General features: G+C 39.8%; 20 protein-coding genes and 1 tRNA gene. 8 read left to right on the top strand and 13 right to left on the bottom strand.

The genetic code is table 11. From position 1 onward, the window contains the following. Positions 1-211: 211 nt before the first annotated feature. Together IE130_RS11250 and IE130_RS11245 are read left to right on the top strand one after the other, a co-directional pair. Positions 212-302, top strand: a tRNA-Ser gene (locus IE130_RS11250). A 288-nt stretch (positions 303-590) separates the two neighbouring features. Next, positions 591-1,955, top strand: a complete 1,365-nt coding sequence (locus IE130_RS11245; protein WP_189585966.1) for a tyrosine-type recombinase/integrase — start codon at positions 591-593, stop codon at positions 1,953-1,955. Here the strand turns inward: IE130_RS11245 and IE130_RS11240 are convergent. Then, positions 1,952-2,866 carry a hypothetical protein gene (locus IE130_RS11240; RefSeq protein WP_189585962.1) on the bottom strand — a complete coding sequence of 305 codons (915 nt, stop codon included), beginning with the start codon at positions 2,864-2,866 and terminating at the stop codon, positions 1,952-1,954. The genes IE130_RS11245 and IE130_RS11240 overlap by 4 nt on opposite strands. 451 nt (positions 2,867-3,317) lie before the next feature. On the opposite strand from IE130_RS11240, the gene IE130_RS11235 reads away from it, so the two are divergent. The 6 genes from IE130_RS11235 (at position 3,318) to IE130_RS11210 (ending at position 8,409) form a co-directional block, all read left to right on the top strand. Then, entirely contained in the window at positions 3,318-4,232 is a 915-nt protein-coding gene (locus IE130_RS11235; RefSeq protein ID WP_189585959.1) for a YagK/YfjJ domain-containing protein, read from the top strand. A 132-nt stretch (positions 4,233-4,364) separates the two neighbouring features. Then, complete coding sequence (locus tag IE130_RS11230; protein WP_189585955.1) at positions 4,365-4,655, top strand: hypothetical protein; 291 nt, start codon at positions 4,365-4,367, stop codon at positions 4,653-4,655. Between the two features lie 49 nt (positions 4,656-4,704). Next, a complete protein-coding gene (locus IE130_RS11225; protein ID WP_189585952.1) occupies positions 4,705-5,697 on the top strand; it encodes a DUF932 domain-containing protein in 993 nt (330 codons plus the stop codon). Positions 5,698-5,803: 106 nt separating this feature from the next. After that, on the top strand, positions 5,804-6,931 hold the full coding sequence (locus tag IE130_RS11220) for a YqaJ viral recombinase family nuclease (RefSeq protein WP_189585949.1): 1,128 nt from the start codon (positions 5,804-5,806) through the stop codon (positions 6,929-6,931). A gap of 140 nt (positions 6,932-7,071) precedes the next feature. Continuing rightward, entirely contained in the window at positions 7,072-7,983 is a 912-nt protein-coding gene (locus IE130_RS11215) for a recombination directionality factor (RefSeq protein ID WP_189585946.1), read from the top strand. Between the two features lie 165 nt (positions 7,984-8,148). Beyond that, entirely contained in the window at positions 8,149-8,409 is a 261-nt protein-coding gene (locus IE130_RS11210; protein ID WP_227676208.1) for a helix-turn-helix transcriptional regulator, read from the top strand. A 56-nt stretch (positions 8,410-8,465) separates the two neighbouring features. Here the strand turns inward: IE130_RS11210 and IE130_RS11205 are convergent, their stop codons facing one another. The 12 genes from IE130_RS11205 to IE130_RS11155 form a co-directional block, all read right to left on the bottom strand. Further along, entirely contained in the window at positions 8,466-9,575 is a 1,110-nt protein-coding gene (locus IE130_RS11205) for a hypothetical protein (RefSeq protein WP_189585943.1), read from the bottom strand. Positions 9,576-9,976: 401 nt separating this feature from the next. Further along, positions 9,977-10,141 (bottom strand): hypothetical protein, encoded by a 165-nt coding sequence (locus tag IE130_RS11200; protein ID WP_189585940.1) that lies wholly within the window; start codon positions 10,139-10,141, stop codon positions 9,977-9,979. A 518-nt stretch (positions 10,142-10,659) separates the two neighbouring features. Beyond that, complete coding sequence (locus IE130_RS11195; protein WP_189585937.1) at positions 10,660-11,100, bottom strand: hypothetical protein; 441 nt, start codon at positions 11,098-11,100, stop codon at positions 10,660-10,662. Beyond that, positions 11,070-12,173 carry an RNA/DNA-binding domain-containing protein gene (locus IE130_RS11190; RefSeq protein ID WP_189585932.1) on the bottom strand — a complete coding sequence of 368 codons (1,104 nt, stop codon included), beginning with the start codon at positions 12,171-12,173 and terminating at the stop codon, positions 11,070-11,072. Before IE130_RS11190 ends, IE130_RS11195 begins: the two co-directional genes overlap by 31 nt. Next, positions 12,163-12,294 carry a hypothetical protein gene (locus IE130_RS14330; protein WP_264997271.1) on the bottom strand — a complete coding sequence of 44 codons (132 nt, stop codon included), beginning with the start codon at positions 12,292-12,294 and terminating at the stop codon, positions 12,163-12,165. The genes IE130_RS11190 and IE130_RS14330 overlap by 11 nt, the downstream gene beginning before the upstream one ends. 145 nt (positions 12,295-12,439) lie before the next feature. Next, positions 12,440-13,345 (bottom strand): hypothetical protein, encoded by a 906-nt coding sequence (locus tag IE130_RS11185; protein ID WP_189585930.1) that lies wholly within the window; start codon positions 13,343-13,345, stop codon positions 12,440-12,442. Then, on the bottom strand, positions 13,342-14,202 hold the full coding sequence (locus IE130_RS11180; protein ID WP_189585927.1) for a hypothetical protein: 861 nt from the start codon (positions 14,200-14,202) through the stop codon (positions 13,342-13,344). The genes IE130_RS11185 and IE130_RS11180 overlap by 4 nt, the downstream gene beginning before the upstream one ends. Positions 14,203-14,344: 142 nt before the next feature. Beyond that, positions 14,345-14,776 (bottom strand): hypothetical protein, encoded by a 432-nt coding sequence (locus IE130_RS11175; protein ID WP_189585924.1) that lies wholly within the window; start codon positions 14,774-14,776, stop codon positions 14,345-14,347. A gap of 143 nt (positions 14,777-14,919) precedes the next feature. After that, positions 14,920-15,744 (bottom strand): M48 family metallopeptidase, encoded by an 825-nt coding sequence (locus IE130_RS11170; RefSeq protein WP_189585921.1) that lies wholly within the window; start codon positions 15,742-15,744, stop codon positions 14,920-14,922. 28 nt (positions 15,745-15,772) lie between these two features. Further along, positions 15,773-19,090: a type I restriction endonuclease subunit R gene (locus IE130_RS11165; protein WP_189585918.1), complete on the bottom strand. Its 3,318-nt coding sequence runs from the start codon at positions 19,088-19,090 to the stop codon at positions 15,773-15,775. Next, positions 19,090-19,698 carry an HNH endonuclease family protein gene (locus IE130_RS11160; RefSeq protein WP_189585915.1) on the bottom strand — a complete coding sequence of 203 codons (609 nt, stop codon included), beginning with the start codon at positions 19,696-19,698 and terminating at the stop codon, positions 19,090-19,092. Before IE130_RS11160 ends, IE130_RS11165 begins: the two co-directional genes overlap by 1 nt. Further along, a complete protein-coding gene (locus IE130_RS11155) occupies positions 19,682-21,157 on the bottom strand; it encodes an AAA family ATPase (protein ID WP_189585912.1) in 1,476 nt (491 codons plus the stop codon). Before IE130_RS11155 ends, IE130_RS11160 begins: the two co-directional genes overlap by 17 nt. Between the last annotated feature and the right edge of the window lie 19 nt (positions 21,158-21,176).

The following is a 21,176-nucleotide window of genomic DNA, read 5'->3' as shown; positions in this document are numbered from 1 at the left end:
ATTTGATCCTGCCGACACTTATCATTCAACTTTCAACCATCTATGCTTATCATTACGTATACGCTATCGTAGCAGGCGTCTGTGAATAAAGAAAGATAAGGCGTAAGCCGTGACATTTTAAATGCTATCCGCTATACTAGGCGGTCTCAAATATACGGACAACTGATTATTTTTTATTTTAATCAATCAAAACTGTCCGCTATGTCAAAACGGTGAAGTGGGTGAGTGGCTGAAACCGCACGCCTGGAAAGTGTGTATGCGTTAATAGCGTATCGAGGGTTCGAATCCCTCCTTCACCGCCAATCTTATAAAGACCTAGTTTTCCTACCTTGTCCCAAATACTCCTATATACCTATGTGATCCTTTATAAATAACGCTTCTAGCGTTTTTTTTATGTCTGCTGTTTTCCTAATCTAACCTATATCAGCCTACTCAATCCGCGTATTGTGTTGGTATACGCGTTGGTATAGAATAAAAAAACCAGCCTTCTATACCAACGATCTGATATTTTTACTACTCGTTATACCAACAGCTACCTCACATCTTATGTCGGTAAAGGCTTAAATCAACCTCTTACAGGAGTTTTAGCTATGCTTACTGATGTCAAAATTCGCAGTCTGAAACCTAGTGAAAAATGTACTAGCTCTCGTCCTGATAAACATAGTGATCAAGAAGGACTACAGATATGGGTACGACTTTCTGGTACAAAGACGTGGATTAGCGCATATCGCTTTAATAAAAAACAGCACGTATTAACATTAGGTAGCTATCCAGATTTAAAGCTATCAGAAGCAAGACAAGCTAATAAAGAAATTAAAGCACTACTCGCTCAAGGTATCGATCCTAAAAATAAAAAACGTCAAGAAAAGCTTGCGAATGAGCAAGCCAAAATGTTCAATGATTACGCATTAGAATGGCTAGACGAGCGTCAGCGTAACGTAAAGCATCGCACCTATCAGCAAGACTATAATCGCATGCAAAAAGACGTTATACCTAATTTTGAAGGTATCGCTTTAAAAGATGTGACATTTGAAGACTGTAAATTGATGGCAGATCAAATTGAAAGTAGAAAAAATACTGAAGGGTCATCACCTAGAGAGGTAACGAGACGTACTATTGATCTGGTTGGCAATATCCTTAGAAGAGCTAAGAGAGAGCGCTTAATCATGGTAAATCATACGGAAGGGCTAAAAGAGCTATATCCAAAAGCGAAGACCAAGCACATGAAACATGTTGAGCTTAGTGAGCTACCTAAGCTCTTGCAAGACATTGAAGGCTATCATGGTCACGACCAAACTCGATTGGGTATGAAGTTTCTAGCATATTCTTTCTGTCGTACTATCGAGCTTAGAATGATGAAGTGGGAGCATATCGACTTTCCTAACCGTCTATGGCGCGTCGATATTGATAATCTTAAGGTTGCGCGTAAACATGTGGTTCCTTTATCAGATCAAATGCTGGCAGTCTTGGAGGAAATGAAGCCTATTACAGGACAATACGAGTATGTGTTCTATCATACTGGTATGCACCAACCTTATAGCGAAGAATTCATCAATAATGCTTTAGACATTCTTGGCTACGCTGGCAAGCAGACTGGACACGGTTTCCGGCATATCGCATCTACCAACCTAAACGAGCTTGGCTACATGGGCGATGCGATTGAAAAACAGATGGCTCATGATAAGAAAGGCAGCATTAGAGCCGTATATAACCATGCTCAACACCTAGAAGAGCGACGGAAAATCATGCAAGTTTGGGCCGATTTTTTAGACTTACTTAGAGACAAAGGCGAGGTTGTAGACTTTCAGACAGCGCGGCAGCAGATTGAAAAGTCATTTAGTAATCCAACCGCAGCATCGCTATCAGATATAGATAGTGATGCTTTGATACAAGCTCTATTAAACAAGGGTTTGAGCTTTGAAGATATTCAAAAATTAGCTACCGTGAAGGCTTAATAAATATCTTTGCCATATCTATCCACATAGTCTGTTTCGTAAGCTGAATTGATCAGCATATCTAAAATTAAAGTTGCCGTAGTATTTTGAATCGAAGCCATTCTTTCAAGTCTTTTCTGCGTCTGTTGAGTCAAAGGTAAGTGATAAGGCTTTTTTGTCTTACCTGCATCACGGTATTTTTGCTGGCTCCAAGCTCTTTTCATTTTATCTATAACACGTTCTTTGCGGTCAGACTGCTTATATGATGTATAGTCATTACTATAGACGGGTGGATCTATAAGATCTAGCGAACCTAGTATTACTGCTCTTATTTCACTATAGTTTGATCTATCAACAGTTATACGACAATAGTGATTTTTAGTATTTAAATAATCTTTTGTCCATTCAATTTGCTTTACATCCTTTTCGTCTAACCACTCAGAATAGTTATCTTCTTGGCGTACTGCATCCCATCTTAATCTGATATTATTCAACAGATCTATTTTTGCGTTTATATGCATTGGTTGACTGTCAGTTTCTAGAAAATCAAAGAAATTATATATAGAGTTCATAATTCCTTCACCATAATTTTTGGGCTGGTTACCAGTTCTAAAGTCTGTTATTAATATAATATTGGAAAATATTTGTGCTCTAAGATCATTTATCAACCACTTGAAGTTTTCTTCAGGTATCAGATACGCTGCCATGTTTAAAAGTGCATGCTCTATTATATCCTTGAAATTTTCATATCTACTTAGAGCTAGTATCAACCCATTCTTTGAATCGGTAGAAGGTATTTGCATAAAATCTGCATCAGTAGTCAAAGCAAGATTGTTGCGTAACCAGATACCTTGCCTATCAGATAATGACCCAATTTTATCATCAAAATATTTCTTATTATCTTGTATTTTTTGTACATTTCCAATAGCCATGCTCACACTCCAGTTTTAATAAAAATTATTATCACGAGTGATATTACCGTGACATCACAATAGTATCACAGTATCATTCTGAGTCAATTCAAAATACATAAATAAGTTAATATAGAGTTATCACAGTAGTATTTTCATAGTGGTTGATCGCTCTATTTTTTTAATATCAACTACTTAGACAATATAATAAGTATCTATAGTGCCGTTTAGCTAACTCCATCTTAACCATAAGCCTATAAACCATAGCGAATTGCTATCGCTTATTACGTCATTCTCCAATGCTAGTTGGAAAATAGCTGCACTATGGCAGCTCATCCTTACTGGGTTCTATATATTATTGAATACACTAGGTACTTTATTGTAGTGCTGAGAGCTGACCTCTCAGCACTGAACATTATAAAAATACGTACCTACCTGACCCTATGAACATTAACTTAATAGGATCACAATCATGCCGTATTCAAACTTCAACCAACCTCAAGTTGTCGCTAACGTCCATAGCCTTGTTACAGACGTACTAGCAAACACTATCCACTTTGAGGATGTCAAAACTCAGCTGAACGGATTATATTATCCGTTCATGACACACTTCAATACTGAGCTATTTTATTCACAGCCGGTTGTTGCATTTGTATATAGCACCAACGCTATCGTTGGTGAATCATATCCAATTAACGTCGTCTGGGATCATGATAAAACCCAGCGGTTTATCGCTACGTTATCCTGCTATAGAAATGATATTGAGCGTGAACGCATTACGTTCAGCTATCAGGAGTCGCAAAATAGAAACAATTTAGCGAATTACTTAGGTAATCTGACCACTCATTACTCAAAACTGCTATTTATCCGCATCGACCTAAAGTACGCAAAAGAGACCAGCCATCATGTATCTATCGAAGACTTTGACTTTCACATGAGCAAGTTCCGTGAGCTTATCGGTAATAAAAAGACGTGCTTTGAGCATTTGCAAGGTAATGCTTGGGCTATTGAACAAGGTGGTATCGAGGGCGGGTTGCACTGTCATTTACTACTGATATACGATGGCTCAGAGCGACAGAACGATTGGTATATTGCTAAAGAGGTGGGTGAAAAATGGAACATGATTACAGCGGGTTTAGGTGAGTACTATAACTACCACGATCCAGAGTGTAAGCAGAAGTACCAACAATACGGCAAATTAGGTATCGGCATGATTCATCGTGATAACCCTCAGGAAGTCGAAAACGCTATAGCTTCAGCTTTATACTTAACGAAGCCAAGTAAAGATGAGCAGCAACTTAAACTGTGGCTACCAAACATGCGCACCTTTGGTCATGGTATTTATAGAATACCTAAACGTCGCGGACTACTGCCCATAGTAAAATAATATCAGATATATACTATCCTTATGAAATCAGTCAGGGAGACTAGCTACCTGTCTGTTTAACCCCAATCCATCCTAGTCAAAGGTCTGCTTAATCGCAGGCCTTTTTTATGCGCAATCTAAAAGGAGCTATTTATGAGACCGATCTGCCCACACTGTCATTCAGCAAACGTAAGAAGCACTACCGATACTGACAGTCCCTTTAATATCTTTGAGCAACTGTGCTCACAATCTGCCCTATCAGGTCTTGGTGTGAGTATCTGTAGGTATTACAAAATCAATTCAGCAATCGGTGTGGTAGTAGGCACAGCCCTTGCCTCAGCGATTAGCTTGGCTAAAGACAAGCTACAGCAGCCCCCTTTACTCGTTTTGGCAGAAAAGCCCCGTTATACCTGCAATACCTGCTCAAGAACTTTCAGCATTTAACCTATCTATCTAACCCATAATTCTAATCAAATCTAAAAGGAATATTCTCATGGCACATTTAATAGAATCAATGGCATACGTTGGTGAAACCCCTTGGCATGGCTTAGGTAATGAGCTGGCACCCAAGCAGCCTATCGATGTCTGGGCTAAGCAAGCTGGTATGGACTGGCGTATAGAATCCTCAGACGTCAGTTACATGGCTAATAATGACAAAGGGCATAACCTGATTCTGCCCTTTGCTGAGCAGAAGGTTTTATATCGTAGCGATAACTTCGAGCCGCTATCGGTGGTCAGTCAACGCTATCAAGAGGTACAGCCGCGTGAGATCTTAGAATTCTATCGTGATCTTACCGAGCAATCCGACTTTGAGCTGGAAACGGCAGGTGTGTTAAAGGGAGGTCGTAAGCTATGGGCATTGGCTCGTACAGGCCAGTCAGCAACGCTTCGCGGCAAAGATGTGAGTAATGGCTACTTGTTACTGGCAACCGCTTGTGACGGCACGTTAGCGACTACCGCTCAGTTCACCTCCATCCGTGTGGTGTGTAATAACACCTTAGCGATCAGCTTGGCGAACGGCAATGGTGGCGTAGTAAAAGTACCGCATTCCACCTCCTTTGATGCTGACAAGGTCAAGCAGCAATTAGGCGTGTCGGTGAAGCAGTGGGAGGAGCACAGCTATGAGATGAAGCAGTTATCTGAGCGCCGTGTGACCCAAGCAGAAGCGGCTAACTATCTCAGCCGTGTGTTCAATGATCAAGACAATGACATCATTCTGTTTAACAGTGCTAAGAAAGAGAAGGATGCCGTGCCTAATGCTAAAGCGATGAATCAGGTCATGAAGATGTTCAATGGCCAAGGTCGCGGTGCCACACTTGATGCCGCCAGTGATACAGCTTATGGCTTGCTGTGTAGCATCACTGAGTATGTGGATCATGAAAGACGTGCGATGAATACGGATAACCGTCTCAATTCAGCATGGTTCGGTGCTGGCGCTAAGCTGAAACAAAAAGGGTTAGAGCAATCGCTACTGATGCTTGCTTAACCAGTGCTGTTCTAATTTGACAAACAATCAACCACGCCTTTGAGCGTGGTTTTTTTATGCCTTTCATTTGATATCAATCAATAACCACTCTATTAAGGAATTCACTATGAATATGATCGCATTAAACACGACAACTCAGTCAAGACAGACCAAGCGTGCCACCGTTAAAGTTAAGATGCCAAGAAAGACTAAGCATGGTATCGAAGATAGACCAAAGTCCAAGGCAGAGAACAAATCCGCTAAACCCTCGGCTAATTCGGTAACTACTGCCAAACGCCTGGCCAATACCAAGTCTTTGAGCCGTGAAGACTGGCTACAGTTTCGCAAGCAAGGTATTGGCAGCTCTGATGCCGCTGCTGCTTGTGGCATTCATCCGTATTTATCAATGCTTGAGCTATGGATGATTAAGACAGGACGTATGACCTCAAACATCGATGAGAGTATTGAAGGCTATTCACCACTCTATTGGGGTAATACGCTTGAGCCAATGGTGGCTAAATACTACCAAGAGCACACAGGAAACAAAGTACGCCGCGTCAATGCCATCTTGCAGCATCCTGATCCTGATAAAGCCTTTATGCTGGCTAACCTAGACTATGCCATTACAGGCAATGATGAGGTACAGATTCTAGAGTGTAAGACCGCTGGTGAACATGGGGCCAAGCTGTGGAAGCATGGCGTGCCGTTATATGTGACGTGCCAAGTTCAGCATCAGTTAGCAGTCACAGGTAAACAAGCGGCGCATATCTGCGTACTGCTGTGTGGACATGAAGCTAAGATTTATAAAGTCGAGCGTGATGAGCGCTTGATTGACTCTATCATCGAGCATGAGCGTCTGTTCTGGCAATATGTGGAAACCGACACACCGCCCACACCTGATCACTCTGAGTCTGCTGCTCGGGCATTAAAGCAGCTGTACCCAACGGCTAAGCCGTCAAGCAAGGTTGATCTAACGGATGATGATGGTGCCAACAAGCTATTTGAGCAATTGCTGAGCTACCGCGACTACATGCAGGAGCTAGAAGAACGCCATGATCAGGTGAAGCATCAGCTGCAAACGCTGATTGCCGATAATGAGGTTGCCGTGTTTGAGAAAGGTGCGATCTCATGGAAGCGCTCGAAAGACAGTGTCGGACTTGATAGCAAAGCTGTCATCAAAGTGCATCCTGAGCTATTAGCCAAGTTCAGTAAAACAAAGCAAGGCAGCAGACGTTTCGTTGTGCTTAATGACTGAGCTGAAGATCACTCAATCATCAGCGCGGCAACCAATCAGTCAAAGCTGATTAATCAAAGCAAGCGAATAACCACCCACCTAGCACAGGTGGGCTTTTTTATGGCCAAACACATTCTATTAAATACATAAGGAATACCATCATGATTAAAGGTCTAACGATTACTCCACCAGTTTTAGGTCGTATCAGCATCGGGCGTGTCATCGTAAAAGATGGCAAGCGTTTACCTGCCAAAGACGATCAATTCACTATCACCAGTCAAGTGCAGAACAAAGACGGTTGGATCAATCATCCACTTGATGCAAAGCTACGCGCAAAGAACGACGGTAAGCTCAGACAGATTCCTGTACGTATGCTGTTTAACGATCCTGAGTTAAACCTCAGAGCAGAGTACACACTGTTCGATAGGAAAACAGGTCGTCCACTATGTGTTGGCGACGGTGAACAGTGTCAGCGCAGAACCAATAATGGCGTCGAGAAATTACCGTGTCCATCCCCTGATCGTTGCCCACTAGCACAAGGCGGGGCTTGTAAGCCGTATGGCAGATTGTATGCAAATCTGTCTGAGGATGATGAGCTGGGTACGTTTATCTTTCGAACTACTGGCTTTAATAGCATACGTACCTTGGCAGCACGCTTAAGCTACTTTGCAGCAGTATCAGGCAATAAGCTGTCATGCTTACCATTACAACTCACGCTCAGAGGTAAGAGCACCACGCAAAGCTACCGCACACCGATCTACTTCGTGGATTTAACCCTGCGTGATGGTTTGACACTAAAACAAGCGGTACAAGATGCGCAAGCAATTGATAGGGAGCTGAGCGAACATGGCCTTGATCAAGCGGCATTAGAGACAGCAGCCAAACAAGGTTATGTAAATTCCTGCTTTGAGGTTGATAGCGATGGCTTGCTTGATGTGGTCGAAGAGTTTTATCCCGTAGAGACAGATGAGGCTGATAGTAATCATCAAGGAAGGTCAAAAAATGGTATGGCTCCCTACAATGTCGGTAATATTGAAAGAAGTCTAAGGGAGAGTGTGACAGCTATAAGTTAAAGCAGTGGTAATGATATATGGCATAAAAAGGAGCTGATTGTTCAGCTCTTTTTTTTATGTAATTGATAAGGAGTACGCGCGGTCAGTATAGGACGCCGTAAAAAAATATGGGACTCCGTAACTGTATGAGAAGAAAAGTTCTCATTAACTAATAAGGAGCTAGTCATGGAAAACTTAAATACTAATAGCCAGAATGAAACCGCCAATCTCAATACATTGTGCTTACCACGAATGTTGCCATTAAAAGAAGTAACCTACCATACTGGACTTAGTAGTACTACCATTTACGATATGCTAGACAAGAAATCTAAACGCTACGACCCTAGCTTCCCTGTTCAAGTAAAACTGTCAAAAGGTCGTGTAGCGTGGGTTGAGGAAGAAGTTGCAGAATGGTTAAATAATAAAATATTTGCTAGAGCTCAATAGGTTACAATAAAAACAAGCTACTTTTAGTGGCTTGTTTTTATCGCTAACAATTTTTTCTACCAAGTAAACTGTTTGGTAGCAAGAATCTCGTTGGTACCCTTATCAAAATAGGTAATATCTGCAAGTATTGGTTCAAATGAAACACTACTCTTACCCATTTCTATGGGTACGTTATAGTACACAAACCCTTTAGATGCTAACCTATCGCCCACTATAACTTCTTCTATTTTCCTTGCTTGAGCTTCATCATCTACAGATAAGCCACACTCTACATTCATATACACTTTACTCCCTTCTCCATAGCCAGGATCATAAACCTGCTGAGTAACTTCTCTTGGAGCCAGATCAGACCATACTGGATAACCACCTCCCTGCGTTAGCTTCGACTCTTCTTCCCAATTCATGAAAAAACCCTGACTTTCCCCAGATTTGAGACATGCATTAAGCGGAAAAAAACCTTTTTCAAAGTCATACTGTTGGAGTCCAAAAGTACCTGCTTGTATAAATATTTCTTTTGACTCATTGTAGTCATCGATAAAAGAAAGCTCTGAGAAATCGATGTATTTGATGGGTACTTTCACCCGATAACCATTCTGATATTTTTTCTTATACTCATCGATCTTAGGGTTAATTTTAGATAGTAAAGACTTAGCTAAATCCCGTTGTTTGAAGCCATCCTCTTCATATTGTCGCTCCCCGAAGTACATAACTTCCATCTGTGCTACCTTTTGTTCATCAGACAAGCTATCGGCAACCTGTACAGTCCAAACACCATTCATAAAATCGACAATATCAGCTTCATTAATATCTATATATTCACTCAATTCATATATAGGCTCTTCAGCCTGCTCTTGTTCAACAGGTAATAACGGTGCTAATTCTTCATCATCAGCTTCAAGAGACATCATAGGGTCAATTTCATCACTCGAATTCGTATCATAACTCTCTGGGACATAACTTGTATTACCAGCCCATGTTCTTATTGATAAGAATATTATCCATGCGCAAACCATTCCTAAGTAGAATTTAGTACGCGAGTACTTACCATTTTGGTTTTTTCTAGTATGGATATATAATTTTTCAGGCCGAAACAGCGAATATAAGAATGTAGCTGGAATTATAATAAATACCGCAAGAGAGGCTATAAAGAAAATCACATTCAGCATTATTTGGGAATCCATAGTTATTTTAATAATCAATTATTTTACGCACAAAACAGCTATTCGCATTTACTCCAACAACACCTTAGCACCACATTTTAGGCTAGTTAATGGCCTAACTTATTTTTTGGAATCTGATCTACTTAAGAGTAGCAATGCTAGACTTTGTTGCTTGAAAACAGAGCATTAGTCGACCTAAATCAGACACGCAAATATAACTCATAAGTAATATTCTAGCAATAATTATCTAGTTTCAGCATATCTACACAACTACAAATCAGTAGAACTTAACAATTTTTAATACTAATTTAGCCAATGATTATTGGTGGAATAACTATCTTTTCGCAATGTTTAGTAATATACAAACATAAAAAAACCTCACTTATAAGTGAGGTTTTAAATCCTGATTAGCTGAATGTGTTTGGGGGTCTACCATCTGGAAAGTCATCATCTGTCAATCCGTGCTTGCCCATCTCCTGAAGTTCATCATTTTCTTTCTGTTGCTCAGAATCATTTAGATTTTCATCGTCATCGTCATCTAGATGATCATCATCATCATATTGGTCACTCATCATACTTTCCTTGTAGTCACTAAATAAGAAAGTAGTATCAAATGATTGAGCTATTATTTCAAGTATATTTTTGGCCATTTATAGAAAAGTATTTTTGTTAGGCTCTGTCATAATATAGTTTGAAACTTTTCTAAAAACCTTCATTACGATCATGCTCGGCAGTATGATGTAGCTCATGCAATACTACATGATCAATGTATTTTTCTGATTTTTTTAGAAAGGCAGATTAATTTTTGAAGCTATTTAATGATTATAATTGTGATTATTTTTAATTAAAAAAGACTATTTAAACCCTCTAGGCCTTATATATAAAGGGTTTAAGTCCCTCTCTAGAGATAAGCACTTTTTTATATTTATACCACTTAATAGGAGACTACCTAAGCTGCGTCAAGTGGAATGATTATAGATAATTAACATTTATAAGCAGGCAGAAAATTGGCGAAACGATAAACTCAGACAGCTACTGGGCTCTTCTAGAAATACTTTAAATAGCTAAATTTAGCTATCTTTAGCTATCTTTAGCTATTTGGAAGAGACCAAGACCAACCCTCAGAAACGACTAAACCATCTCGGCACATTTTTTGTAATAGATTACGTACCTTGTTTTTACGCTGTTTATCATTTAGTACTTGCGGTAATTTGTTAGCCAGCACCTTATCAAAGTCAGCTAGTCTACCTCGTTCAAACGTCTTGAGGTACTCTATAATCAAGCTTTGATAATGCATATCATCCAAACCACGCATTTGCATATACTCAGCTTGCTGCTCAGTATGCCGAGCAACATCAGCGGCTATGATATAGCTATTTTTACGCCCTTCAATCAGTGACTTTTTGCGTAGTGCTTCTGCTTCGTCTTCAGTGATCGATTTTCCTTTTTGTACTTTATCAAACGCTATGATGTCGTTTATTGCGAGATTATCAACTGTCGCTAGCTGCTTGGCATACTCCTGATCAAGCACTTGCCCGTAAACTTTACGCGTACTCTTTCATGGGTTAAATCATAATCTGGCAAAGGAAAAAAGCGCTTGTACTGAATCTGATACATTTTTTTGATGCCACTACCAATGGTGTCCATCATATTTAGACTAACCATGGCATTAACCAAAAATGGATTACGATAGCTCGCTTCAGGCGCATCTTGTAGCAAGACATTCTCGATGGTCTTAGGAATAAACTCACCACTGTTTTGGAAAATCAGTGTTGAGTCTTCTTTTTCAACCACCGTAATACGTCCACCCAGACGATAGTCTTGATGACCAATGGCATTGCTTAATGCTTCACGGATGATATAGGGATCATATTGCTGCACCTCTTCAGGAAACAGCGTACCAGCAGGCATGTAGCGGTAATTTAGGTTTCGGATTTTTTTATACACCTCGTCCAAGGCTAACAAAAACGGCGGTTCAAAATGTTGATAGTCTTTTTCAATGCCATCAACGCCCTTTAGAATCCAAGTGATATGCGCTTGCGCTGGGCTTAAAAAATACGTGGATTCATAACGTCCCAATAAAATAATCGCTGTGTTGGTGATCTGACCACGAATGGTAATTTTGGCTTTATTCAAAAAGGTAATGTCATCCCATTCTTGAATGTCTTCAGCCAAACGTTTGTTCTTATCAGCAAAGACTTGTCTGGCCACAACAATGGCTTTAGGGTCAAGGTCTTCAAGCGTTGCCTCGTGGCAAATCTCAGCACTCCAGTCATCCGCTCGGTTTTGCCACAGCTTACGGCTTTGATCTGGGCATTGTTTAAGCAGTTTTGTGAAGCTACCAACACGAATATAAGGCTCATGCAAAAAACTAACGGGCGTATCAGTGACTGCGGGAATCTCGAACAGTACTACCGCTTTACCATCAATCTGTAGCTCATTAATTGTAAAATGAATCTTAGGGCTTAAACGGCTTACCAGCCAATGCTCTAAGTCTTCGTTGCCTTTGGCTTTTTTTGTCTTCGGGCTAAAGCTTGTACCAATAATGTTATGTGTGCTGTCCTCTACGCCAAATACCAAGTAGCCAAATTTCTTACCAGCCAAACATGCGTATACGCTTACCGATCTCTTCAGGGCTGTGGAAATTATGCTTAAACTCAAGCCATTCTTGCTCGGTGGGCTGCTGAGTAAGGCTTAGGATAAGGCTTTGATAGTGATTGGGCATAACAGTATGAGCTTTACTTTTAAATTGATAATTAGTGCTAGTATAGAGGTAAAGCGAACTTATTAGCAAAAAAAACAGACCATCTGTTTAGATGGTCTGCCCTTTATGTTATCGCTTTGATAATGCTCATTTATACAAAATATAGCTAAGTCACAAAAGCAGCTACCTTGTCATAAACATCCTCTTCACTATAAAAAACTTCTATCTCAATATTATAGCCTTCTTTCTGTCTTAGACGCTCTAAGGTATATAAAGACTTCTCTATATGGTTATCAATAATATCTACAACCTCTTTCGTAACGCGCTCGTTCAGTGATGGACGATATATAAACAGCCCAGCTTTAGCTTCGCGACCTGTCAATAAACATGCATTTTGTATGTTACTACAGCCTAAATAATCTAAGTTGAAGCTTAAAGCATTTTTTTCTATGTAATCTGCTGATACCACACTTGCAAATAAATGCTCGCTTCCAAAAAGACTATTTTCTTGCTGTGGTCTCCAGATAGGTAAATCTAGAGCAATGTTGCCACTATCAATATCACTTTTTAAGAAGATTTCTTTCTCTTGATAATATTCAGTTTTATTAATGCTTTTCAAATTTTGCTTTAAACCTTTACGCAGATCTACCGTATTAAGAATAGAAGCTTTAGACTTTTTATTCTCTTGAAAGTGATCCATATGCACATAATCGCGATATAACGAGTTTAGAACTGTCTCTATAGATAAACCTTTAACGGGCATTAATGTCGTATAAGCAACCTGTGAGGAAGGCGGGAACGAGTAGCCCACTGTATTTAAAGCAGTCGATATAGATTGTAATAGTAACCTTAAACCTTGAACTGCATTTTTGCCGTAGATACAGGCAAAGCCCTGTAAACTCGAATGAGCTAACTTAAAACGGATTGCCTCGCTGCCTTCTTCTATAAAACCAATACCTAAGTTAAATACTTCTTTGGCTATAGCGTCAGGGGTAAACTTTATGACAAAAAAGTGACCCTTAACTAAAGAGTCTACGGTAGGTTTAGGTTGTAATAAGCTTGTCCAGTTCATAATGACAGCATCCCATAACGCTCACTCAAAATGTGAGTAATATTATCGTCTCTACTGTGCAGAAAAGCTAAGAACTTCTGCCATATCTCTCGATCTTGACTACTGATGAATGCATCTATCCAAAACTCACATTCAGCTATAATCTGCCTGAAAGCTTTAAAATTTTCTAGCGCTGTTTGTATAATGAGATTGCCTTTTTTACTATCAGCCTGTATATCTTTAATCACTAAGTCAGCCAGATAATTACTATAGTTATTATGCTCAATAAGTCCTGTTGACTGCCAGTTAGTGCCGTCCTCTATAGCAAGTTTACCGTTGTCAATTAACCAAAAATCTTTCGAATTAGCTGTTAGGATATTGCGAGGTAGCCGATCTGTATTTGCCATAATTTCATCACAGATTAATGCTTGTTTGAAGTGTGGCCATTTTCTTAGTTCACTTTCTACAGCCTGTCTACTGTGATTATATCTAAGCGATAACGCCTTGGCATATATACGCTGTGTAGCGAACATAGGAATAACGTCATAAGTCTCGTAGCTTTTTTTAATACGATCACTAAGGTCACTCCATAAATGCGTAAGACTCTCTTTTGGCATTAACACTAAGAACGCTTGCTCAGGCTGTGGTACTTTGTATAGGTCACATATTAGATAACCGATAATTTCATTAAGTAGACCTCTATCACCCTTGCCGACATGTGGATGATCGTAGGCATAAGCTTTAAAGTAGACAGGTATATCCTCACCCTTATAAAGCACATTACCTGTGAAGACATCGCTTACGATATCGTTTTTTTCGGCGGTATCCACTCTCAGTATATCGAAAGGCTGAATCGTTTTAATAACAATATTGTTCATATTAAGTTATGCCTATTAAGCTGTTATCCTGAAAGTTAGTTTTACTCGCTTGTAGTAACAGACTCTTCAACCATCTACTGTTCAAAAACATGAATAGTAGACGGTGTTCAATTTTCAACTAATTCGTAATGCTTTAGCTCAGCTAACCTGCTTTTATATGCGGTGTCAGCTCACCACTAGGTGACTCTAACAAGTAGGTTGTCACCAAATAGGGCTCTGCTGGGAATGTTAAAGTTTTAGGAATTAGTGGACCATCTACGCCTATTCCATAATTGTTCATATCAGCAAAGGATTTTTCAGCCGCTATTAACGTGTCCTCTAAAATGCTGTGCATATATTGATTGAACATAGCTACTTCCACAGCCCCAGACATCGTCCCATGCTCAGAGCTAAGCTTGTAATTATCAGGGATCTTTGCTACTTGGGCTATTCGATAATCAGAACGAGCAAGTATTGTCAGAACCGTACTTATTTCCTGATCAGTGGCTTCTAAAGCATATGCTCTAAATAAAAAACGCTGAACGATACCAGTCATTTGATCTACGATTGGCCAAATATTTGCTACAAGTTCCATAACTCTTTCCCCAATTATTAATTACTACTTTAAAAGAACCGAATACCGAACTAATTGGATTAAAACTATTTTACAATGTCGAGCATACTGTCTCCGCGTAATTTATATTATAAAGTTCTTGCCAAGATACAATCTTTCTTTAGTCACTCATTCAAATAAAGCTCAGCCATCCCATCAAGCCTAGCTTTCACCTCTTTCCAGTTCGGCATTACTTGCGTTAGTAGCCGCCAAAATTTTTCGCTATGATTATGCTCAGCGATATGGCAGAGCTCATGTAGTATCACGTAGTCAATGCACTCCTTTGGTGCTTTTACCAAATGCGGATTAAGTATTAGATTGCCTTTAGTAGAGCAGCTACCCCATTGTTTTTTCATTAACATTAGTCTCAATGAAGGACTATTTTTTACCCATGAGGCCTTATGTATCAAGGCTTCAAGCCTCTCTCTGGAGATCGACCTGAATTTATTTTTGTACCAATGATCAATTAGGCTTTTTACGATAGCAGTTCGTTCTTCAATATTTAGTTTAGAATCACTTTGAGACAGTTCTATCTTCAGCTTACCGCGACTAAGCTTCACAGTGTTATATATTACATCAGCAGCTTCTGCATTGGTTATCACTTTTAACACGTAACGACGGCCTAGATAAAACTGGGTTTCGCCGCTGACATAACGCTTGGGCAATACATGATCTTGTTGCTTGGCAAAGTCCTGTAGGCTTTGCCATATCCAGCGCGCACGCTTCATCATGGCCTCATAAATCATCTCATCGGTAGCATCGACAGGAGCGGTAGCAACCACACGCTGATCAGGATGTACTTTAATGATCACTTTTCGAGGCTTGGTCTTTTTAGCAATCAGCTTGTCGCTTTCAGGCTGGTTTATCTTTTCTTTATAAGTTACTTCTTTACGCACAACTTCATAGTCAATTTTATCTTGACCATAATAAAACACACCATTCTCAGTCATTGCCTACTACCCTCTTGCTACTCTTATGCTACTTGTCTCTTGAAAGTCCAAGACGGGTAATCTTTAGTACTTCCTCAATGAGCTGTTGCGCTTTATCGATACCCAAATCCATAAATAACATCGGTAGCAATTTGACACTAATAGCATTTTCAATTTCTGCTGGATTGATAGAATACTCAGCTACTGCTGTCTTAACGATCTTATCAATCTCAAAGGCGTAAGCGACTAGCTTATCGTTATCTAGCTCTTTGTCTGCTAAGAAGTCGGTGTCAAATAAATGCTTAAACAAACCAAAATACGCCTGAGCATGTTTGTTCAATTTACCACTATCATCGATAAACTCATTGGGCACATCAGCGACATCACGGTCTTTGACGGCTTGCTCAAAGTCAGCAAACATCATGTACTGCTTCACGGGTGCATCGAACATTGCCTTGGCATCCGCAATCGCTTGCTTGAGCAATTTAGAAAAATACTCTTGGGCATAAGGATCATCAGCCAAATCTTGCTCAATCATCTTAGTAACACGACCAGTGATTTTATCCGTTTGGTTGCGCGCTTCATCATCGCTTAATTCTTCAGGCTTAACATCCTTACCTAAGTTATCGACTAGGTAAACGCCCTTTGCTTCTTTCACCTCAAGCCCTGCAATATGCTTATCTAGTAAGCTACGAATATCTGCTTCGTATTCATCGTAATCGATGGTCTCATCAGCATCTTCACGCACTTGCTTACGTAGATTAATAAAGGCTTTTAGATCGGCTTTGTAGCGATCACGCTTGCTATCAAACGATTTATCTTCAAAGAAAGACGCTGATTGCAAGGCAATTTTCATGGCGTTAGAAAACTCGGTCAAAGCCGCATAGAAGTCATCACGTTCTTTGAGCTTGGTATCGACTACCTTGCCATCGATTTCCTGCATTTTTGGCGCAAGTACTTGCCTCAACGCTTGCCCATCTTGTTTATTCTTCACTGATGAGAAGATAGCCCATAGATCGCTATGCAGTCTTGGTAGCTGCTTATACTCAGTATCCATCGCGTTATACAGACCTTTGAGGTCTTCGATATCAAAGCCACCTTGCGTACGCTCGGCTAAGTCTTGGTATTTCTCAATGGTGACATCCAGCTCTTTTAAGATGCCACGATAATCAATCAGATAACCAAAGCGTTTCTTCTCATGCAAGCGGTTTACCCGTGCAATCGCCTGAATCAGGTTATGCTGCTTTAAAGGCTTATCTATATACAGTACGGTATTCTTTGGCTCATCAAAGCCCGTTAGTAGCTTATCGACCACGATCATAATGTCAGGACCATCATCTTGACTAAAGGCTTCTATGATGGCTTTGGTATAAGCCTTTTCGTCACCGCCATACTCTTTGGCGACATTGGCTTGCCACCAATTCTGGACGATGTCTTTTGATTCGCCATCGACAGTGTCATGCCCTTCACGGGTATCAGGTGGCGACATGGCAACCACTGAGGTCACTTTGCCAATCTTGTCTAACGCCATTTTATAACGGATAGCTGAGGCTTTAGAATCACAAGCCAACTGGCCTTTTAGATGCTGCTGTTTAAAATTTTGAAAGTGATCAGAGATATCATGAGCAATTAGCTCAATACGACCTTCAACCTGATAGATTTGACCTTTTTGTGAGAACTTACGTTTGAGGTCAGTTTTTTGATCATCAGTAAGCTTTTGGGTGATACGGTCAAACCAAGCATCAATGGCTTGGTCATTGGTATTCAATTCAGGGATACGCTCTTCATATAAGAGTGGCGTGACGGTTTTATCTTTAACCGCTTGCTGCATGGTATAAGAGTGAATGATGCTACCGAATTTGTTTTCAGTCTTATCATCTTTTAGTAATGGCGTACCCGTAAAGGCAATAAAGGCAGCGTTCGGCAAGGCTTGCGCCATACGGATATTATTCTCACCGTTTTGGCTACGGTGACCTTCATCGACCATGACGATGATGTTTGGGCTGTCGTTGTAGCATTCATCATACTTAACGGCTGAACCAAACTTATTAATAATGGAGAAAATAACGCGTTCATTACCATGCCCGATTTGCTGCGCTAGACGGCGACCAGAGGTTGCCATGGCATCGGATTTATCGCGATCGGATAATACGCCACCAGAAGCAAAGGTTTGACTAAGCTGAGTTTCTAGATCGACACGGTCAGTGACAACAATGACGCGGCACTTGGCGAGCTCCTCTAACCAAATAAGCGCCTTAGAGAAAAACACCATCGTAAAGGACTTACCACTACCTGTGGTATGCCAAATGACACCGCCCTCACGACTTCCATTTTCGTCAAAGGTACTGATACGTTCAATCAAGGCTTTGATACCAAAGACTTGCTGATAACGGGCAACAATTTTGCCCACCTTTTTATCAAACAAGGTAAACATGCGTGTCATTTCAAGCAGACGCTGTGGCTGCAAAAGGCTGATGATTAAGCGGTCTTGGTCGGTGACGGCTAGATCACCGCCAGCAATCAATGACTGATATTCCTCTTTGATAGAGGTAGGACGATCACCAAACAAATTCTCAATTTGCTTAGGACTGAGTGCTTGGTTTTTTATACGGGCAAACTCAGGCTCAGAGATTTCTTCTTCAACCCATTTTGCCCAAAACTTCTCAGGCGTACCGCAGGTAGCATACAGACCGTCATTACCATTAACCGCTAGTAATAACTGGCTATAGGCAAATAGATGCGGTATTTCTTTTTGATGTTGATTGCGAATATGCTGGGACACCGCCTGGGCGTTGGTCGATTGCCACTCTCTACTCGAATCAGGACGTTTGGCTTCGATGACTGCCAGCGGTAGACCATTCACAAAGCAAACGATATCAGGTCTACGACTACTCGTACCTTCACTATTAAGTACTACCAGCTCTTCAGTAAGGTGAAAGCTATTATTATCGATGTTATTCCAATCGATCAAACTTATGGTTTGCGAGGTTTTTTTACCGTCGATAAACTCAGTCACGGTCACGCCATAAAGCATAGCGTTATATAGCGCCTCGTTTGCTGCCTGCAACCCTAAGTTCATAGCAGGGTTTAGCTCGTGCATGATTTTATCAATAGCGCTGTCTGATAAAGGATGCGCCTGACCTTCAAACGTAAAAGTTTGCTCGGCTAAAAATGCACGCATGATAGGCAATAGCACCACTTGATTAGTGGCTTTGTTAGCATTCGCCTGATCAACTAGCAGCTTACTGCTACGCATGGCGTTGCATTGGCTGGGTGGAATAAACTCATAGCCTAATGTTGTCAGCAAGGTTAAGGCTGGAATCTTTGAGCTAAATTCTTCGGCGAAGTTGATACTATTTTTAGACATTAAGCTATCCATTGGCGCAAAACGTTTACGATAACTGGAGAAAATGGCTGTAGTTTTCCTTGTTTTACTTTATCGAGTTCAAGAATCATATTTTGTATTAGGTCTCTATCATCAATAGCAGAGTTACCATCTAATAGTATTGTTGTGACGATTTCTCTTCTTTCTTCAACTAATGCTGCTTTATTTAAGTTTAAAACTTTTATAGTCTCTGTGGCATTAGGAGTGCATGCTTTGGCTTCACCACTTAATTTGAAGACAATATCTGTCTCACATTCAGAATCAAAAGGTGTAAGAGGTAGTGGCTGATTACCATGAGCATTGTCACATTGGTGTTCTTCTATACAACTTGTAACTATATTCGAAAAATCGAGTTCCCTGGTTTGATCTATCGATCTTGCAGTCACATGTTCATTCATACAGTCAATACTAGTTCCTGAGACTGACCTGCAGCAATATGAACACAAATAAAATTGCTCTTTAGCACACTCCAATCGAATTTCTTTTTTTACAAAACTGTTTAGCTGTTTGTAATTACCATTAGGATTCCTCGTTTTCCAATCAGTCAAACTACTTGGCTCATATCCTAATCGTTTAATTATTTTTCGCAAGTTGTAGCTCCTTCTTAAATATCAACAACTTTGCTTTCGCCAGTTCTACATTACTAGCAGAAATCTCTCCTTCTAAATTTTCTAAAAGCTTTTTAGCTGAATTGATATCAGAGTCATCAATCATATTCCATATATCTTTGAGCTTTTCGTTAACTTCGTTATTACGGATACCTGTATCCATAATTCTTAAAAGAACTGTATTTGCATCCTCCCCATATAAAGAAGGAAGTTGTTTTATCTCATTATCGTCAACTAAATACGTTAATATATTCTTACAATCACTAATTACAAGCGGCGAATGAGTCGTTACAACAAATTGACATTGTGGGAATGTCACTATTAATTGTTTTAATAAACTTCTTTGCCACTGAGGATGTAAATGCATATCAACTTCATCTATAAGAATAATCCCATCACCTTTTAGAGGGTTTTCTAAAGAAGGGTTCATCATAGCTAATCGTCTTGCAATATCGCCAACTAAAGCCATTAGTGACTTCTCACCTTGAGATAATTGCAGTACGTCTAGGGATTTACCATTTTTATCTACAGCCATATGTAATTTTGGTTTTCTTTGTACTCGTATATTGGTAAGCTCTGGCATAAAAGTAGTTATAGCAGTTCTTACTGCATTTAATTGTGTGTCTTGAAATTTATCTTCTGGCTTTTTAATGAGATATCTTTCTTTTCTCATCTCCCCTAACTTTTCCATCAATGCCTTTAAATCACTTTTATCTAGATCATCGATTTTACCTTCATACTTACTGACTAAATTATCTACCTCTGAAAATTCGTTATATTCAACACTAACTAATTCTTCAAGTCTTCTCTTTTCCATCTCATTTTCTATATCTTCTCGTTCTCTAAACCACTCAAAGAATCTACGGAAATCTACACCTTTGCTCAGTGATTTGTCGTAGCCATCTAGTTGTAAAGATGTGTGTTTATATTTAATTTTTAAAGGGATATCGATTACTACTCGTTCAACTGAGTAAAAGGCTATCAATGGTAGGGAAGCCTTGTCATTTTTCGTCAGTTGAGTTCTATATTGATTTGCTAACGCGGTAGCACCCCAATAATCGCTCTTAAATTCTCCTTTACGTCCTTTCTTAGCTCTAGCTGTTGTCCAAGGAAAGTAGTTATCATCATCTGAATATCCTTCAAGGTCAGGATCAAATGAACTTCCAGAACAATGATAAACATCTATATCAATGGCTGCTGATGTTTTCCCATTTTTGATGACAAACTCAGGTATTGAGGTTCCATTTCCTTTTTCAGTTTCAATTCGAGCGACTAACCAGCTCAATGAAGTAGCTAATGACTTTAAAATAGAAGTTTTACCGGAGCCGTTGTTACCGACAAAAACTGTAACATTGTTCTCTGAATTACCTAGTGGTGCCAATAAAACACTTAACTTATCGAAACGTCCAACATTGTGTAACGTTAATTTTTTGACTTCCATTAGCTTGGCCTTATATCTA

The organism is Psychrobacter glaciei (assembly GCF_014652895.1).
Taxonomy (GTDB): Bacteria; Pseudomonadota; Gammaproteobacteria; order Pseudomonadales; family Moraxellaceae; genus Psychrobacter; species Psychrobacter glaciei.
This window is presented reverse-complemented; position numbering and strand designations above follow the sequence as displayed.

What these genes read in the sequence shown, in the direction of transcription:
- IE130_RS11175 (WP_189585924.1), bottom strand. Translation starts at nt 14,776, where the DNA reads ATGGAACTTGTAGCAAATATTTGGCCAATCGTAGATCAAATGACTGGT.
- IE130_RS14330 (WP_264997271.1), bottom strand. Translation starts at nt 12,294, where the DNA reads ATGCCCAATCACTATCAAAGCCTTATCCTAAGCCTTACTCAGCAGCCC.
- IE130_RS11155 (WP_189585912.1), bottom strand. Translation starts at nt 21,157, where the DNA reads ATGGAAGTCAAAAAATTAACGTTACACAATGTTGGACGTTTCGATAAG.
- IE130_RS11235 (WP_189585959.1), top strand. Translation starts at nt 3,318, where the DNA reads ATGCCGTATTCAAACTTCAACCAACCTCAAGTTGTCGCTAACGTCCAT.
- IE130_RS11225 (WP_189585952.1), top strand. Translation starts at nt 4,705, where the DNA reads ATGGCACATTTAATAGAATCAATGGCATACGTTGGTGAAACCCCTTGG.
- IE130_RS11215 (WP_189585946.1), top strand. Translation starts at nt 7,072, where the DNA reads ATGATTAAAGGTCTAACGATTACTCCACCAGTTTTAGGTCGTATCAGC.
- IE130_RS11170 (WP_189585921.1), bottom strand. Translation starts at nt 15,744, where the DNA reads ATGACTGAGAATGGTGTGTTTTATTATGGTCAAGATAAAATTGACTAT.
- IE130_RS11245 (WP_189585966.1), top strand. Translation starts at nt 591, where the DNA reads ATGCTTACTGATGTCAAAATTCGCAGTCTGAAACCTAGTGAAAAATGT.
- IE130_RS11185 (WP_189585930.1), bottom strand. Translation starts at nt 13,345, where the DNA reads ATGAACTGGACAAGCTTATTACAACCTAAACCTACCGTAGACTCTTTA.
- IE130_RS11200 (WP_189585940.1), bottom strand. Translation starts at nt 10,141, where the DNA reads ATGAGTGACCAATATGATGATGATGATCATCTAGATGACGATGACGAT.
- IE130_RS11240 (WP_189585962.1), bottom strand. Translation starts at nt 2,866, where the DNA reads ATGGCTATTGGAAATGTACAAAAAATACAAGATAATAAGAAATATTTT.
- IE130_RS11210 (WP_227676208.1), top strand. Translation starts at nt 8,149, where the DNA reads ATGGAAAACTTAAATACTAATAGCCAGAATGAAACCGCCAATCTCAAT.
- IE130_RS11220 (WP_189585949.1), top strand. Translation starts at nt 5,804, where the DNA reads ATGAATATGATCGCATTAAACACGACAACTCAGTCAAGACAGACCAAG.
- IE130_RS11205 (WP_189585943.1), bottom strand. Translation starts at nt 9,575, where the DNA reads ATGCTGAATGTGATTTTCTTTATAGCCTCTCTTGCGGTATTTATTATA.
- IE130_RS11165 (WP_189585918.1), bottom strand. Translation starts at nt 19,090, where the DNA reads ATGTCTAAAAATAGTATCAACTTCGCCGAAGAATTTAGCTCAAAGATT.
- IE130_RS11180 (WP_189585927.1), bottom strand. Translation starts at nt 14,202, where the DNA reads ATGAACAATATTGTTATTAAAACGATTCAGCCTTTCGATATACTGAGA.
- IE130_RS11230 (WP_189585955.1), top strand. Translation starts at nt 4,365, where the DNA reads ATGAGACCGATCTGCCCACACTGTCATTCAGCAAACGTAAGAAGCACT.